Raw genomic sequence first — 15,449 nt, forward strand, 5'->3', positions numbered from 1 at the left:
GCCGGTCAGCGCGAGGTGTCGAAGACCTCGTCGCGTGCGGTGGCCAGCGCGCTCTCCAACGCGCCGCGCAGAACGGGCTGTTCGTGTACGTCGCCGACGACCAGCCGCGGCCGGGCCGCGGCAAGTTCCGCCAGCTCGGCCTGGACGAGCAGGCGCAGCGCCTCACCGCCGGAGGTGAGGGAGGTGCCGCTGAGGACGACCAGTTCGGGGTCGAGGACGGAGACGAGGGAGGCGAGACCGGTGGCGAGGTGCGTGGCGTAGGTGCGCAGCAGACGGCGGTGCGGTTCGTCGTCGGTCCGCGCGGCACGGGCCAGCAGCGTGGCGGCGGCCTCGGTGTACGGGCCCGCGGGGATGTCGGGGACGCCGAGTTCGCGGGCGAGCCGGGGGATCGCCTGGGAGCCGGCGAGTTCCTGGTAGCCGCCGCTGTTGGCCTTGGTGACCTGGCGGACCAGGGGAGTGCCCGGCACCGGCAGGAAGCCGACCTCGCCCGCGCCGCCGGTCCAGCCGCGGTGCAGCCGGCCGCCCAGCACCAGGGCGGCGCCGAGGCCGCCCTCGTTCCACAGCAGTACGAAGTCGCCGTGGCCGCGGGCGGCGCCGAGCCGCTGCTCGGCCACGGCGACGAGGTTGACGTCGTTCTCGTACTCGACCGGCATCGGCAGCGCCGCGGCGAGCTCGTCGAGGAGAGTGGGGGAGTGCCAGCCCGGCAGGTGCGAGGCGTAGCGCAGCCGGCCCGTGTTGGGGTCGAAGGCGCCCGGGGTGCCGATCACGAGGCGGCGGACGTCGTCCCGGGCGAGCCCGGCCGCCTTCACCGCGCCGTCCAGGGCGTCGGTGACCTGCTGGACGACCGGCCGGGCGGCGCGCCGGCCGGGGGTTCGGACCTCATGGGCGCCGACCGTGCGGCCGGTGACGTCGGCGACGGCGGCGAGGACCCGTTCCGGGGTGACGTCGACCCCGGCGGCGTACGCCGCGGCCGGGTTCACCGCGTACAGCTGGGCGCCGGGTCCCGGCCGGCCCTCGCTGGTGCCGGTCACCAGCACCAGCCCGGCGGCCTCCAGCCGGGCCAGCAACTGCGAGGCGGTCGGCTTGGACAGGCCGGTCAGTTTGCCGATCCGGGTGCGGGACAGCGGGCCGTGCTCCAGGAGCAGATCGAGGGCGGCGCGGTCGTTCATGGCGCGCAGGACGCGGGGGGTGCCCGGCGTACCGGCGGTTCCTGCCATGGGGGTCGACACCTGCCTTTCGGGCGCTCGGCTCGGCAGTGAGCGGACGGTCCGGTCCGTCCGATCACTGTTAGGAAAGTTTCCTATCCGGCGTTGGCGGAAACGTAAGCCCGCCGCGAACGGAGCGTCAAGAGCGAACGCCCCCGGGGCGACGGAGTCGTTACCCGCGGGGGCGTTCGTGGTGCGCGGTCTACTTCGTCGTGCTCGGTGGACTGAGCGGTGAGGCCGCGGCCGACTGCGGGGAGGTCGTGTTCGCGTACACCGACGGGGCCGCCATCGCCGCCGTCGGGTCGGCGTCCGGTCCGGCCTCGTGCTGGAGGGGCAGGCCGCCCACGATGCGGATGCCCTCGCGGTCGAAGGCGCGCTTGATGCGCCAGCGCAGTTCCCGCTCGATGGTGAGGGCCTTGCCCGGCATGGTCTTGGCGGAGACGCGGACGACCATCGAGTCGAGCAGGACGCTGTCCAGGCCCAGGATCTCCACGGGCCCCCACAGCATCTCGTTCCAGGGGTCCTCCTTGCTCAGGGCGTCGCCGACCTCGCCGAGCACGGCCTTGACGTGGTCCAGGTCCTCCGAGGGGCGCACCGTGACGTCGACGCCCGCCGTGGCCCAGCCCTGGGAGAGGTTGCCGACGCGCTTGACCTCGCCGTTGCGGACGTACCAGATCTCGCCGTTGTCGCCGCGCAGCTTGGTCACCCGCAGGCCCACCTCGATGACCTCGCCGGACGCGACACCCGCGTCGATCGAGTCGCCGACGCCGTACTGGTCCTCGAGGATCATGAACACGCCGGACAGGAAGTCCGTGACGAGGTTGCGGGCTCCGAAGCCGATCGCGACACCGGCGACACCCGCGGACGCCAGCAGGGGCGCCAGGTCGATCTGGAAGGTCGACAGGATCATCAGGCCCGCGGTGCCCATGATCAGGAAGCTCGCCACGGAGCGCAGTACGGAGCCGATCGCCTGCGAGCGCTGGCGGCGGCGCTCCACGTTCACCAGCAGGCCGCCGATCGCCGTGCCGTCGACCGCCTGCGCGGTGCGGTTCATGCGCTCTATCAGCTTGGTGATCGCCCGCCGGACCGCCACTCTCAGTACGGCCGCGATCACCAGGATCAGCAGCACCCTGAGGCCGATCGCGAGCCATGTCGACCAGTTCTGTTCGATCCAGCTCGCCGCGTTCGTCGCGCTCTCCTGGGCGTCCTGGAGCGAGGGAACCGACGGAGCCGTCCCCGAGGGGGACGGCGACGGCGACGGATCGGCGGCCGGCAGGACGGACAAGGGCGACACGATGGGTACCTCCAGGTGCAGCGGTCCGCCCCCGGTGCGGGCGGTCAAGGTCACGGGAAGGTCACCGGGCGGGCGGATTCACCACACTATCGGGGCATCGTGTGCGGTTCGTTGCGAAGCCCAGGATGCGGGCGGCACCCCCCTGGGGCGGAACGCAGCGGACGAATCGCAGGTGGGGCGAGCCCTGGCGGGAGACGGGGGAATGAAGTGGGTGTGATCCTGGGGAGGAATCGCATGTGGTCGAAAACACTCCCAGCCCGTTACCGGGACATGGTGGCGCATTCACCAGGCATGAGGGGAGACTGACTGCAGATCGTCCCGGCGCGAGCCACGCGCCGCCGGCGTACAAGGAGGCATCCGTGCCGCATGTCCTGGTCCTCAACGCGTCGTACGAGCCGCTCGGCGTCGTACCGCTCCGCCGCGCGCTCGTCCTCGTCCTCGAGAACAAGGCCGTATGCCTCGAGGAGTCCGGCGCCTATCTGCACAGCGCAACCGTCACAGTCCCCGCACCCAGCGTGGTCCGGCTCAAGCGATTCGTCCGGGTTCCCTATCGGGGGCCCGTTCCTCTGACCCGCCGGGCGCTTTTCGCGCGCGACGGGGGCCGGTGCATGTACTGCGGTGGCGTCGCAACCAGCGTCGACCACGTCATCCCGCGCAGCCGCGGGGGCAAGCACGTCTGGGACAACGTGGTGGCGTCCTGCCGCCGCTGCAACCACGTCAAGGCCGACCGTCACCTCGGTGAGATCGGCTGGCGGCTGCGCCACAAACCCGCCCCACCCACCGGCCTGGCCTGGCGCATCATCGGGACCGGCCACAGGGACCCACGCTGGTTGCCGTACTTGCAGCCGTACGGCGCCGACGACGCCTTGGCCCGGATCGACGGCATTTCAGCCTGACGGTCCGGGCTTTCGCATGTCCTCGGACCTGCCGGCCCGCGGGTCCGGGGAGACCCCCGTCCACCCCGGTCCCGCGGGCAGGCCCCGGCCTGTCCGGGGCCCTGCCCGCCGCAGGACCTCGGCACGAGGTGCGCGCGGGAGCCCTGCCGTGCCCGCCGACGGCCGGAACGGCAGGTCGCAGGGGTCGGTCGGGCCGGAACGGCAGGTCGAAGCGGCAGGTCCTAGGCGTACCGCAGCTCACCCGGCCGGACGGACCGCCCCAGCAGCGGCAGCGCGGTGGCCGCCGCCAGAAGGCACACGGCGTACACCGCCACCGGCACCAGCAGCGCCGGCCACGGCACTGACGTGCCGGCGACCCCCGCGTACCACGTGCCGATCGCCATGCCCCCGGCGCCGGCCAGCAGGATCGCGGGTGCCAGCGGCAACGCGGACTCCAGCAGCAGCGCGCGGCCGAGCACCGGCCGCGGCACTCCGGCGGCGGCCTGCGCGGCCAGGGCGAGGCGGCGGGTGGCCAGGGACTCGGCGGTGCCGACCGCCAGGGCCGAGAGCGCGATCACGAGGGCGACCCCGATGGCGGCGGCGGTCAGGTCGATGCCGGTGGTGTAGAAGGCGAGGCCCTCCTCGTCCAGGTGGCGGTGCCGGTCCGAGCGCAGGATCTCCAGCAGCGCCCGCCGGATGCCCACGAACGCGGTGCCGACCATGGTCACCAGCAGGAGGGCCGCGTGTGTACGGGCGGCCGCCCACGGGTCGTCGCGCAGCCGTTCCGCCGCGATCAGCAGCGCCGGTCGGTCGGTGCGGGCGGCCAGCAGCCGGCCGGTGACCCGGGCCGTGGCACCCACCAGCCACAGCGCGCACGTCCCCGTGACGATCAGCACGACGAACATCAGCAGGGGCACCGACACGCGGGCCCCGCGCTGCGGCTGCTGGTCCGACAGCAGCAGCCACGACGCGACGGCCACCGCCACGACCGCCAGGGCCGTCGACAGCAGCAGCACTCCCGGACGGGACCGCGGCCGGATCCGGCGCACACGGCCGAGCGGAGAGGCGACCACCCGGCGCAGCGCCAGCACGCTCACCAGGGCCCCGACCGCCGGTACCGCGAGAGCCACCACCGCGATCCCGGCCACGGCCAGCGCCGTCGGCCGCCCCCACGCCACCAGCAGCCACAGCACCGAGGAGAGCGTGGCGAGCGCCGAGCCCACCAGACAGGCCGGACCCGTCTCGGCCGCCGCGATCCGCCGTACCTGCCACGGGGTGGCACCCGCCAGCCGCAGCGCCGCCAGCCGCCGGTCGCGGTGGACCGCGCCGATCCGGGCGCACTGGCCGAGGAACCCGAACACCGGGATCAGCAGGAGCAGCAGCGCCACGATCACGCCCGCGCGCTGGCCGGGCTGGTTCAGCAGGCCGTGGGCGAAGGGGATGCCGTACTGCCCGCGCAGGGAGGCGAGGGTGACGGCGGCCAGCGCGAGGCCGGTCGCGACGGCGGCACCGAGCGCCGTGAGCGTGATCCGCCACCACTCCCCGCGCCCGGAACCGCGGACCAGCAGCCAGGCCAGCCGGAGGTCGGCGCTCATGCCGACACCTCCGAGGGGGCGAGGGTCCCGTCGGTCAGCCGCACCTCGCGGTCCGCGTACGCCGCGACCTGGGCGTCGTGCGTGATCAGCAGCACCGACGTGCCGGTCTCGCGGGCCGTGTGCACCAGGGCCGTCATCACCTGCTCGCTCGCCAGCGAGTCCAGCGCGCCGGTCGGCTCGTCCGCGAAGACCACCTTCGGCCCGGTGGCCAGGGCCCGGGCCAGCGCCACGCGCTGCGCCTGTCCGCCGCTCAGCTCGCCCGGCCGCAGATCGCCCTGACCGCGCACCCCGAACCGCTCCAGCCACTCGCCGGCCCGCTGCTGCGCGTCCTTCCGGCCGGCGCCGCCCAGCATCAGCGGCAGCGCCGCGTTGTCGAGGGCCGTCAGCTCGGGGATCAGCTGCCCGAACTGGAACACCACCCCGAAGTCGGTGCGCCTGAGCTCGCTCAGCCGCGGCTCGGGGAGGGTGTCGAGGCGTTCCTCGCCGTAGGTCACCGAGCCCGCGTCCGGCCGGACGATGCCGGCCAGGCAGTGCAGCAGCGTCGACTTCCCGCTGCCGCTGGCCCCGGTGACGGCGAGGATCTCACCGGCCCGCAGTTCGACCGAGGCCCCGCGCAGGGCCTCGGTCCTGCCGTGCGCCTTGGTGAGGTCACGGGCCGCGAGCAGCGGCACTGGTTTGCTCATGCTGAGTCGACCTCCGCGGTCAGGGTGGTGAGCCGGGCCGCCGTGGTGTTCATCCAACGGAGGTCGGCGTCGAGGTGGTTGAGGGCGTAGTCCGCCGAGAGCACGGTCGTCAGATCGGCGCCCCGGCCGGTCTTGACCGCGGTGAGCTGCCGCATGCGCTCCATGTGGGCGTCGCGCTGGGTGCTCAGGTAGGCGGCGGCGTCGCCGCCGGACAGGATCGACACGACGACCTTGGCGAAGATCTCGTTCGTCACGAACGGCGCGGGCGGGGTGATCTCCCCGGCCCAGTGCGCCAGTTCGCCCCGGCCCTCGGCCGTGGAGCGGTACACGGTGCGTTCCGGGCCGCCGTCCGAGTCGGTGCCGTCGATCTCCGCGAGACCGTCGCGGACCAGGCGCTGCAAGGTCGTGTACACCTGCCCGTAGGCGAGGGGCCGGGCTTGCGGGAAGCGTTCGTCGTGGCGTCGCTTGAGGTCGTATCCATGGCTGGGACCCGCGGCGAGCAGGCCGAGCAGGATGTGACGGGTGCTCATGGAGTCAGTATGTACTGAGTACATGTACTGAGTGAATAGTCTGCGGTGAAAAAGTGGCGCGGAGATTCCGGACGCCGCGCCGCCGCGGCTCGGCCCGGGGCCGTGCGGGCCTCATCGGCACATCCGGCCGGGCGTGGGGCCGTTATGTCCCGATTGATGGAAACTGGGTGTGAGTGCACGGGCGTGGAATGTGACGAGACGGGCGATGTACGTCGCACCCACGTCTGCCGCCGTGTTCGCTGGGTAGGGCTGCGGTGAACCCCGGGCCGCTCGACCCCGGCCCGCCCCGCCGACAAGGAGGCCACCGTGGCCGCATCCGCACACCTTCTGCTGACCGCCCTGTCCGATCAGGCCGATCCCTCGCCCTGGCCCGAACTGTCCGAGCACTCCAAACGCCCGGCGGCCCCGTCCGCCCACTCCGACGAACTCCACCTGTGCGTGTTCAGCGCCGAGGGAGCGTGCGCCCAGGCCCCGCTGACCAGCGAGCCCCCGCTGCCCGACGCCGAACCCCTCACCAGCGAGCCGCCGCTCGCCGCCCCGGACGCCGACTCCACGAGGCCGTAGATGACCGCACCCCGCCCCGCGGAACCCCCCGGCGAGGATCTGCGCCGGCTCGCCGAACTGCACGGTGTCGCCGCCTCCTACCACCCCTCGCCCGACCGCGCGGTGACCGCCTCGGCCACCGCGCTCACCCGCACCCTGGCCGCGCTCGGCGTCGACGCCGGCAACCCGGAGGCCACCCGCGCCGCGCTCGCCGACCGGCGCCGCGCGCTGAGCGAGCGGTTACTGCCGCCCACCGTGGTGTCCTGGGACGGCACCACGCCGCGCGCCCTCGCCGGGCTGCCCGCCGGCACCCGGCTGCGGATCGAGACCGAGCAGGGTGAGACCCGCTCCACCGCCGGACAACTCCCGCCGGGCGTGCACCGCCTGACCGCCACCGCCCCCGACGGCCGCACCGCGCAGGCCCACCTCGTCGCCGCGCCGCCCCGGCTGCCCGCGCCCGCCGGCCGCTCGTACGGACTCCTCGTCCAGCTCTACTCCCTGCTGTCCCACCGCTCCTGGGGCATGGGCGACGCCGGCGACCTGACCGAACTCGCCGCCTGGGCCGGCCGCTCGCTGGGCGCCGGATTCGTCCAGGTCAACCCCCTGCACGCGGGTGTGCCCGGCGCCCCCACCGACCCCTCTCCCTACCGCCCCTCCTCCCGCCGCTTCCCCGACCCCGTCCACCTGCGCGTCGAGGACGTCCCCGAGTTCGCGTACGTCCAGGACCGCGCCCGCGTGCGGGCCCTGGCCGAACAGGCGGCGCGGCTGCGCGAAGCGGTCCTCGACAAGGGCGCGCTCATCGACCGGGACGCGGTGTGGGACCTGAAACGCCGGGCACTGGAACTCGTCCACGAGGTGCCCCTCGGGCCCGGCAGACGCGCCGCCTACCGCGACTACCTCGCCGAACAGGGCCGGGACCTGGAGGACCACGCCACCTGGTGCGCCCTGGCCGAGGCGCACGGCCCGGACTGGCAGCGGTGGCCCGCCGGCCTGCGCGACCCCCGCTCCCCGCAGACCGCACGCGCCCGCGACGAGTTGACGGACCGGATCGACTTCCACTCGCGCCTCGCCTGGCTCACCGACTCCCAACTGGCCGCCGCCCAGCGCACCGCCCGCGAGGCGGGCATGCCGCTCGGGATCGTGCACGACCTGGCGGTCGGCGTGCACCCCGGCGGCGCCGACGCCTGGGCGCAGCAGCGGTACTTCGCCGCCGGGATGTCCGTGGGCGCCCCGCCCGACGCCTTCAACGCCCGCGGCCAGGACTGGGGTCTGCCGCCGTGGCGCCCGGACCGCCTCGCCGAATCGGGCTACGCGCCCTTCCGCGGCCTGCTGCGCGGACTGTTCCGCTACGCCGGCGCGCTGCGCATCGACCATGTGATGGGCCTGTTCCGGCTGTGGTGGGTGCCGCGCGGCCTGCCGCCCACCGAGGGCGCGTACGTCCGCCACGACGCCGAGGCCATGCTCGCCGTACTGGTGCTGGAGGCCGCCCGCGCCGGCGCCGTCGTCATCGGCGAGGACCTGGGGACCGTCGAGCCCGGCGTACGGGAGCAACTGCGCGAGCGCGGGGTGCTCGGCACCTCGGTGCTGTGGTTCGAGCGCGACTGGGACGGCGACGGCCGGCCCCTGCCCCCCGAGCGGTGGCGCGCCGACTGCCTGGCCACCGCCACCACCCACGACCTGCCGCCCACCGCGGCCCGCCTCACCGGCGAACACGTCGAACTGCGCGACCGCCTGGGCCTGTCGACCCGGGACGTCGGCCAGGAGCGGGCCGAGGCGGCGGCGGACACCGGGGAGTGGCTGGCCCTGCTCACCCGCCTCGGCCTGCTGCGCGGCACGGGCGGCGGCCCCGGCACGTCGCAGGAGGAGGCGGAGGTCCAGGCCGTCCACCGCTTCCTGCTGCGCACCCCGGCCCGGATGATCGGCGTGTGGCTGCCGGACGCCGTCGGCGACCGGCGCCCGCAGAACCTGCCCGGGACCTGGGACCAGTACCCGAACTGGCGGCTGCCGATCGCCGACGCGACGGGCCGGGCGGTGCCGCTGGAGGAACTGGCGGACTCGGCGCGGCTGCGGGCGCTGATGGAGGTGCTGCGCGAGGGCCGGACCCGGTGAGCGGCCACCGGGCGGGCCCCGTACGGCACCCCGGACGCGCGCCCGTCACGGGCGTTAGATACTTTGGCACCGTGGACAAGAAGAACGCCCTGCGCGCCGGCGCCCTGGCTGCCGGTACGACGCTGATGATGCTGCTCATGTCGTCCCCCGCGCTCGCGCTCACCCGCGACGACGGTGACGACCCCGGCACGGGCCTGAGCGTCATCGAGACGCTGGGCCTGTTCGTCATTGCCCCGATCGGGATCTTCGCGATCATCGCCGGTCTGGTGATGGTCCTGGACCGGTCGTCCGACCGCGAGCCGAAGGTGAAGGCCAAGGCCGGCGCCAGGGCCTGACCGCAGCCGGACAACCGCACGTTTCACCGAGGGCGCCGTCCCCGCCGTACGCACGAGCCGTCGAGGCCGTCCGTGGGCGAGGCCGGCGCCCTGGCGTGTTCTCGGGGACGGAGCGGGGGACACGGGGGCCGGTGGCCCCGGTCCGAACGGCGGCACGTGGCGCGGGCGGCCCCCCGAGGGAGGGGCCGCCCGCGCCGTGGTGCGTCAGGCGTCCGCCGCCTGCGCCTTCAGAGCGCGTTCGATGCCCGAGCGGGACTCCGAGACGAGGCGGCGCAGGGCCGCGTTCGGCTCGGCGGAGGAGAACCAGGCGTCGGTCTTGCGGAGGGTCTCCTCCGACACCTGGATCGCCGGGTACAGGCCGATCGCGATCTGCTGCGCCATCTCGTGCGAGCGGGAGTCCCACACGCCCTTGACCGACTCGAAGTACTTGTCGGTGTACTCGGCGAGCAGCTCACGCTGGTCCGTCTGGACGAAACCGGCGATGACCGCCTCCTGCACGGCGTTCGGCAGCTTGTCGGAGTCCACCACCGACGCCCAGGCCTCCGCCTTCGCCTCCGAGGTGGGCCGGGCGGCGCGGGCGGTCGCGGCGTGCCGCTCACCGGCCGCCGTCCGGTCCCGCTCGTACTCGGCGGCGATCTCCGCCTCGTCGAAGCGGCCGACGGCCGCGAGCCGCTGCACGAGCGCCCACCGCAGCTCCGTGTCGACGACCAGGCCCTCGACGGTCTGCGAGCCGTCCAGCAGCGCCTCCAGCAGGTCCAGCTGCTCGGGGGTGCGCGCGGTCGCCGCGAACGCCCGCGCCCAGGCCAGCTGGTGGTCGCTGCCCGCCTCGGCGGACCGCAGGTGCGCGAGCGTGGCGTCGGTCCAGCGGGTCAGCAGCGCCTCGCGGGCGGCCGGGGCGGCGTACAGGTCCAGCGCCAGCTTCACCTGCCGCTGGAGCGACTGCACCACACCGATGTCGGACTCCTTGGCGATGCCGGACAGCACCAGGGAGAGGTAGTCGCGGGTGGGCAGCTCGGCGTCGCGCGTCATGTCCCACGCCGACGCCCAGCACAGCGCGCGCGGCAGCGACGAGGCGAAGTCGCCCAGGTGCTCGGTGACGAACGCCAGCGACTGCTCGTCCAGGCGGACCTTGGCGTACGACAGGTCGTCGTCGTTGAGCAGGACCACCGCCGGGCGCCGGCGGCCGACCAGCTGCGCCACGGCGGTCAGCTCACCGTCGACGTCCAGCTCGATCCGCCCGTCGTGGTCGGCCCGCACCAGCTTGCCGGTGGCCGCGTCGACGTCGTACAGGCCGACCGCGATGCGGTGCGGGCGGAGCGTGGGCTCGCCCTTGGCACCGGCGGGCAGGGCGGGCGCCTCCTGGCGGATCGCGAAGGACGTGATCACCCCGTCGGCGTCCGTCTCGATCTCCGGGCGCAGGATGTTGATGCCGGCGGTCTCCAGCCACTTCTTCGACCAGGTGCTCAGGTCGCGGCCGGAGGTCTCCTCCAGCGCGCCCAGCAGGTCGGCCAGACGCGTGTTGCCGTACGCGTGGCGCTTGAAGTAGGCCTGCACGCCGCGGAAGAACTCGTCCATGCCGACGTAGGCGACCAGCTGCTTCAGGACCGAGGCGCCCTTGGCGTAGGTGATGCCGTCGAAGTTGACCAGGACGTCGTCCAGGTCGCGGATCTCGGCCATGATCGGGTGGGTGGACGGCAGCTGGTCCTGCCGGTAGGCCCAGGTCTTCATGGAGTTGGCGAACGTGGTCCACGCGTGCGGCCAGCGCGACCCGGGCGCGTACGCCTGGCAGGCGATCGACGTGTAGGTGGCGAACGACTCGTTCAGCCACAGGTCGTTCCACCACTCCATGGTGACCAGGTCGCCGAACCACATGTGGGCCAGCTCGTGCAGGATGGTCTCGGCGCGCATCTCGTACGCCGCGTCCGTCACCTTCGAGCGGAAGACGTACTGGTCGCGGATGGTCACCGCGCCCGCGTTCTCCATCGCGCCCGCGTTGAACTCCGGTACGAACAGCTGGTCGTACTTCTCGAACGGGTAGGCGTAGTCGAACTTCTGCTGGAACCACTCGAAGCCCTGCCGCGTGACCTCGAAGATGGCGTCCGAGTCGAGGTACTCGGCGAGCGAGGGACGGCAGTAGATGCCGAGCGGCACGCTCTGGCCGTCCTTCTCGTACACGCTGTGCACGGAGTGGTACGGGCCGACGATCAGCGCGGTGATGTACGTCGAGATCCGCGGCGTCGGCTCGAAGACCCAGACGTTGTCCTGGGCCTCCGGGGTCGGCGAGTTGGAGATGACGGTCCAGCCCTCCGGCGCCCGGACGGTGAACTGGAAGGTCGCCTTCAGGTCCGGCTGCTCGAAGGACGCGAAGACCCGGCGGGCGTCCGGCACCTCGAACTGGGTGTACAGGTACGCCTGTTCGTCGACGGGGTCGACGAACCGGTGCAGTCCCTCGCCGGTGTTGGTGTAGGCGCAGTCGGCGACCACGCGCAGGACGTTGCGTCCCTCCAGCAGGCCGGGCAGCGCGATCCGGGAGTCCTTGAAGACCGCGTCGGGGTCGAGCGTGTCGCCGTTCAGGGTGACCTCGTGGACGGTCGGGGCCACCAGGTCGATGAAGGACTCCGCGCCGGTCTCCGCGACGTCGAAGCGCACCGTGGTGGCGGACCGGTAGGTGCCGCCCTCCTGCGCGCCGGAGAGGTCGAGATCGATCTCGTACGAGTCAACGGTGAGCAGCGTTGCCCGCTGCTGCGCCTCTTCGCGAGTCAGGTTTGTGCCAGGCACGCGGTCATCTCCTCGTTATGTGTGGGTTGCGCCATCCTTCCACGGGACCTGCACGGAACGCGATGTCCAGAACCCGCCGGTGGGCGGGGCGGACGGGCGGCAGTCCGGGCGCATGACGACGTACATCGCGCACCCGGTCCCCGCACAGGTCCTGACGGAGTTGCGCACCGCCGACGACGCGGGACGCGGGACGGTTCCGAGGACGGACGACGAGGGCGGCGCGCCCCTGCGGTGCTGTCTGCGGCGCAGCGCGCCGGGCGAGCGGATCGCCCTGGTCGCGTACGCGCCGCTGCGGCGGTGGGCGGCCGCGACGGGAGCGGATCCGGGGGCGTACGACGAGGTGGGGCCGGTCTTCATCCACGCGGACGACTGCCCGGTGCCGACCGGGGAGGGGCTGCCGTTCAGCAACAGCCACCGCACGGTCCGCCGGTACTCGGCCGAGGGCCGCATCCTGGGCGGCCGGCTCGTGACGGGGTCGCCCGAGGAGTTCGAGGGGGCCTTCCGGAACGCGTTCGACGACCCGGAGGTGGCCTTCGTCCACGTCCGGGCCGTCGAGCACGGCTGTTTCCTCTACGAGGTGCGCAGGGGCTGAGGACCGGCGCTCAGGCGCCGCCTCAGGCGGTGAGCTCCGCCGCCACCAGCTCCGCGATCTGCACCGCGTTCAGGGCCGCGCCCTTGCGCAGGTTGTCGTTGGAGACGAACAGGGCGAGGCCGTTGTCCACCGTCTCGTCGCTGCGGATGCGGCCGACGTAGGACGGGTCCTGGCCGGCGGCCAGCAGCGGCGTGGGGACCTCGGTGAGGGCGACACCCGGGGCGCCGGCCAGCAGCTCCTTGGCCCGCTCGACGCTGATCGGACGGGCGAAACGGGCGTTGATCTGGAGCGAGTGGCCGGTGAACACCGGGACCCGGACGCAGGTGCCGGAGACCTTCAGCCCCGGGATCTCCAGGATCTTGCGGGACTCGTGGCGGAGCTTCTGCTCCTCGTCGGTCTCGTTCAGGCCGTCGTCGACGATCGAGCCGGCCATCGGCAGCACGTTGTACGCGATCGGCGCGACGTACTTGTTCGGCGCCGGGAACTCGGCGGCCGCACCGTCGTGGGTCAGCTTGGGCGCGTCCTCTCCGACCTTCTCGACCTGCTCGAACAGCTCGTCGACACCGGCGAGACCGGAGCCGGACACGGCCTGGTAGGTGGCGACGACCAGGGCCTCGAGCCCGGCCTCCTCGTGCAGCGGCCTCAGCACCGGCATCGCGGCCATCGTCGTGCAGTTCGGGTTGGCGATGATGCCCTTGGGGCGGCTCGCGACGGCGTGCGGGTTCACCTCGGACACCACCAGGGGCACGTCCGGGTCCTTGCGCCAGGCGGACGAGTTGTCGATCACGACGGGGCCCTGCGCGGCCACCTTCTCGGCCAGCGCCTTGGAGGTGGCGCCGCCGGCGGAGAACAGGACGATGTCGAGACCCGTGAAGTCGGCCGTCGACGCGTCCTCGACCGTCACGCCGTCCAGGACCGTCCCCGCGGAGCGGGCCGAGGCGAACAGGCGCAGCTCGTCCAGCGGGAAGTTCCGCTCGGCGAGGATCCTGCGCATGACCGTGCCGACCTGACCGGTGGCTCCGACGATTCCGACCCTCACGGCGACTCCCTCACCTGATCTGCGTGACGTGCTGTGCGCCCGCCTGGACGGCCGGCGCTTTTCCATCATGCGTCTCACCCCGGCCCGTGTGTCCAATCCTTTGCCCGAGTGCTGGAACGATTCCGTGACCCGGCCGCGGGACCCGGCGGCCGGCGCCGCGGACGCCGGTTCCGGAGATATCCGCCCGGAGAGCGCCGCGGACCGCAAGCCGTGCTGAGGCGGTGCGCCGGTGCCTGCGTTCGTCCAGTTCCCGCGGCACCGGCGGGCCGGGCCCGTACCTGGTCGGGGCCCGGCCCAGGGCGCTGATGTGACGTACGACTCCCCGCCTCCGGCACCCCGGAAAAAGAGGCGAACGTTTCGGCCCGCACCGGCGTCATAGGGGTAACGCGGCGAGGGGAGGGGTGACTGTGCTGCGCAGAAAGGCCCGCCGCGGCCGAGAACACCCGGGTGACGGGGGACTGGACGACCCGCTGGACGACCCGCTTGACGCGGCACAGGAGCGCCGGGTGCGCGCGGTGCTCGCGCTCGGCGGGGTACCGCAGGCGGACCTGCCGGACGGGGTACAGCAGGTCCGCCTGCGGCTGCTGGAGCGGGCGGCGAGCGGACGCGAGGCGCCGCGGGACGTGTCCGCGTGGGCGGCGGTGGTCGCCTCGAACCTGGCCATGGACTGGCACCGGGCCAAGCGCCGCCAGGAGCGGCTCGGCGAGCGGCTGGCCGCCCTGCGCCAGCTGGAGCATCCCTCCGGCGAGGAGACCAGCGTGCTGTCGCTGGCCGTCGCCCGGGGCCTGGACGAACTGCCCGACGCTCAGCGCCAGGTCCTTGTGCTGCGCTTCTTCGCCGATCTGCCCGTGCGCGGGATCGCCGAGGAGCTGGGCATCCCCGAAGGCACGGTCAAGAGCAGGCTGCACACGGCGGTACGGGCCCTGCGCGCCCGCCTGCACGAGGACGAGGTGGTGTGACGTGACCGCCGAGAACGACACCCGCGGCGGACCCGGCGTTCCGGACGCGCTGCTGGCCGCGATCACCGGCGAACCACTGCCCGACGAGGCCCGCGCCGACGCCGCCTTCATGGCCGAGCACGGGGCCGCGGCGGCGGACGTGGCGCTGCTGCGGGAACAGCTCGGGATCATCGGACGGGCGCTGGCCGAACCGGCTGAACCGGCCGAGCGGACCGAACCGGCCGAACGGGCGAAGCGGGCTGAGCGGACCGGACCGGCCGAACGGGCTGAGCGGACCGGACCGGCCGAACGGGCTGAACGGACCGGACCGGCCGAACGTGAACCGGCCGGGACGCCCCTCCCGGCCCCCGTCCCCGTGCGCCCGCTCCGGCGCGGACGCCGGCCCCTCGCCCTGGCCCTCGGTGCCGTCGGTGTGGCGGCGGCCGGTGCGATGGTGGTGGGCCTGGGCTGGCTGCTGGCGCAGGGCGGTGGCGGCGACGCGGGTTCCTCCGCCGACGCGGCGTCCTCGGCCGGGGGCGGCGGCCGGTCCGACGCCAAGTCCGTCGGCCCGCTGGGTGCCCCGGCCTACCTCGCCTGCGCCCGTCTGGTCGCCGAGGGCGAGGTGACGGACGTCCGGCCGGGCCCCGGCGGACGCGAGGAGCGGATCACCCTGGACGTGACCCGCTCCTACAAGCCCGCCGGGAGCGAGGACGAGGTCACGTTCCTGATCCGGACGACCGCCGGTCTCGCCGAGGGGGACCAGGTCCTGGTCGCGATCCGCCGCGGGGCCGGGTCCCCGGACTTCTGGGTCATCGGCGAGCGCGACATCCTGCCCCAGCGGCAGGCACTGGACCGCGCCCTGCCCGCGGCGGAGGGCCTGGCCTGCGAATGAGGAAGGGGCGGGCGCCCGTACGGACGCCCGCCCCCCTTCGG

Annotated in this window: 14 protein-coding genes; 7 read left to right on the forward strand and 7 right to left on the reverse strand. The window is 73.6% G+C overall.

Translation table 11 applies throughout. The annotated features are described in order from the left end of the window. Positions 1-5: 5 nt before the first annotated feature. Positions 6-1,217: an ROK family transcriptional regulator gene (locus DN051_RS25160; RefSeq protein WP_053763138.1), complete on the reverse strand. Its 1,212-nt coding sequence runs from the start codon at positions 1,215-1,217 to the stop codon at positions 6-8. A 190-nt stretch (positions 1,218-1,407) separates the two neighbouring features. After that, a complete protein-coding gene (locus tag DN051_RS25165; RefSeq protein WP_053763172.1) occupies positions 1,408-2,499 on the reverse strand; it encodes a mechanosensitive ion channel family protein in 1,092 nt (363 codons plus the stop codon). Positions 2,500-2,858: 359 nt separating this feature from the next. On the opposite strand from DN051_RS25165, the gene DN051_RS25170 reads away from it, so the two are divergent. After that, entirely contained in the window at positions 2,859-3,395 is a 537-nt protein-coding gene (locus DN051_RS25170) for an HNH endonuclease (protein WP_053763139.1), read from the forward strand. Positions 3,396-3,616: 221 nt separating this feature from the next. On the opposite strand, the gene DN051_RS25175 is transcribed toward DN051_RS25170, so the two are convergent. Genes DN051_RS25175 through DN051_RS25185 form a run of 3 tightly spaced genes read right to left on the reverse strand, consistent with a single transcriptional unit; the run spans position 3,617 to position 6,182 of the window. Next, positions 3,617-4,969 (reverse strand): FtsX-like permease family protein, encoded by a 1,353-nt coding sequence (locus DN051_RS25175; RefSeq protein ID WP_112439557.1) that lies wholly within the window; start codon positions 4,967-4,969, stop codon positions 3,617-3,619. Then, the gene (locus DN051_RS25180; protein WP_112439558.1) at positions 4,966-5,652 is read right to left on the reverse strand and encodes an ABC transporter ATP-binding protein; all 687 of its coding nucleotides are present in this window, start codon (positions 5,650-5,652) and stop codon (positions 4,966-4,968) included. The genes DN051_RS25175 and DN051_RS25180 overlap by 4 nt, the downstream gene beginning before the upstream one ends. Beyond that, the gene (locus DN051_RS25185; protein WP_053763142.1) at positions 5,649-6,182 is read right to left on the reverse strand and encodes a PadR family transcriptional regulator; all 534 of its coding nucleotides are present in this window, start codon (positions 6,180-6,182) and stop codon (positions 5,649-5,651) included. Before DN051_RS25185 ends, DN051_RS25180 begins: the two co-directional genes overlap by 4 nt. A 306-nt stretch (positions 6,183-6,488) precedes the next feature. On the opposite strand from DN051_RS25185, the gene DN051_RS25190 reads away from it, so the two are divergent. The 3 genes from DN051_RS25190 (at position 6,489) to DN051_RS25200 (ending at position 9,169) form a co-directional block, all read left to right on the forward strand. Then, the gene (locus tag DN051_RS25190) at positions 6,489-6,746 is read left to right on the forward strand and encodes a hypothetical protein (protein WP_107094117.1); all 258 of its coding nucleotides are present in this window, start codon (positions 6,489-6,491) and stop codon (positions 6,744-6,746) included. Then, positions 6,747-8,834: a 4-alpha-glucanotransferase gene (gene malQ, locus DN051_RS25195; RefSeq protein WP_053763143.1), complete on the forward strand. Its 2,088-nt coding sequence runs from the start codon at positions 6,747-6,749 to the stop codon at positions 8,832-8,834. Positions 8,835-8,905: 71 nt separating this feature from the next. Further along, complete coding sequence (locus tag DN051_RS25200; RefSeq protein WP_053763144.1) at positions 8,906-9,169, forward strand: hypothetical protein; 264 nt, start codon at positions 8,906-8,908, stop codon at positions 9,167-9,169. 204 nt (positions 9,170-9,373) lie between these two features. Here DN051_RS25200 and pepN read toward each other — a convergent pair whose 3' ends face one another. Then, entirely contained in the window at positions 9,374-11,947 is a 2,574-nt protein-coding gene (gene pepN / locus DN051_RS25205) for an aminopeptidase N (RefSeq protein WP_053763145.1), read from the reverse strand. A gap of 112 nt (positions 11,948-12,059) precedes the next feature. Between pepN and DN051_RS25210 the strand changes: the two genes are divergently transcribed. Beyond that, on the forward strand, positions 12,060-12,539 hold the full coding sequence (locus DN051_RS25210) for a DUF1203 domain-containing protein (protein ID WP_112442429.1): 480 nt from the start codon (positions 12,060-12,062) through the stop codon (positions 12,537-12,539). A gap of 22 nt (positions 12,540-12,561) precedes the next feature. Here the strand turns inward: DN051_RS25210 and DN051_RS25215 are convergent, their stop codons facing one another. Next, positions 12,562-13,578 (reverse strand): aspartate-semialdehyde dehydrogenase, encoded by a 1,017-nt coding sequence (locus tag DN051_RS25215; protein ID WP_112439559.1) that lies wholly within the window; start codon positions 13,576-13,578, stop codon positions 12,562-12,564. Positions 13,579-13,979: 401 nt separating this feature from the next. Here DN051_RS25215 and DN051_RS25220 point away from each other — a divergent pair, with 401 nt between their 5' ends. Both DN051_RS25220 and DN051_RS25225 read left to right on the forward strand, forming a co-directional pair. Then, positions 13,980-14,537, forward strand: coding sequence for an RNA polymerase sigma factor (locus DN051_RS25220; RefSeq protein ID WP_425471674.1), 558 nt, complete (start codon positions 13,980-13,982; stop codon positions 14,535-14,537). Between the two features lies 1 nt (position 14,538). Next, positions 14,539-15,408 carry a hypothetical protein gene (locus DN051_RS25225; protein ID WP_112439561.1) on the forward strand — a complete coding sequence of 290 codons (870 nt, stop codon included), beginning with the start codon at positions 14,539-14,541 and terminating at the stop codon, positions 15,406-15,408. Positions 15,409-15,449 lie beyond the last annotated feature (41 nt).

Origin of the sequence: Streptomyces cadmiisoli (assembly GCF_003261055.1) — a bacterium.
Taxonomy (GTDB): Bacteria; Actinomycetota; Actinomycetes; order Streptomycetales; family Streptomycetaceae; genus Streptomyces; species Streptomyces cadmiisoli.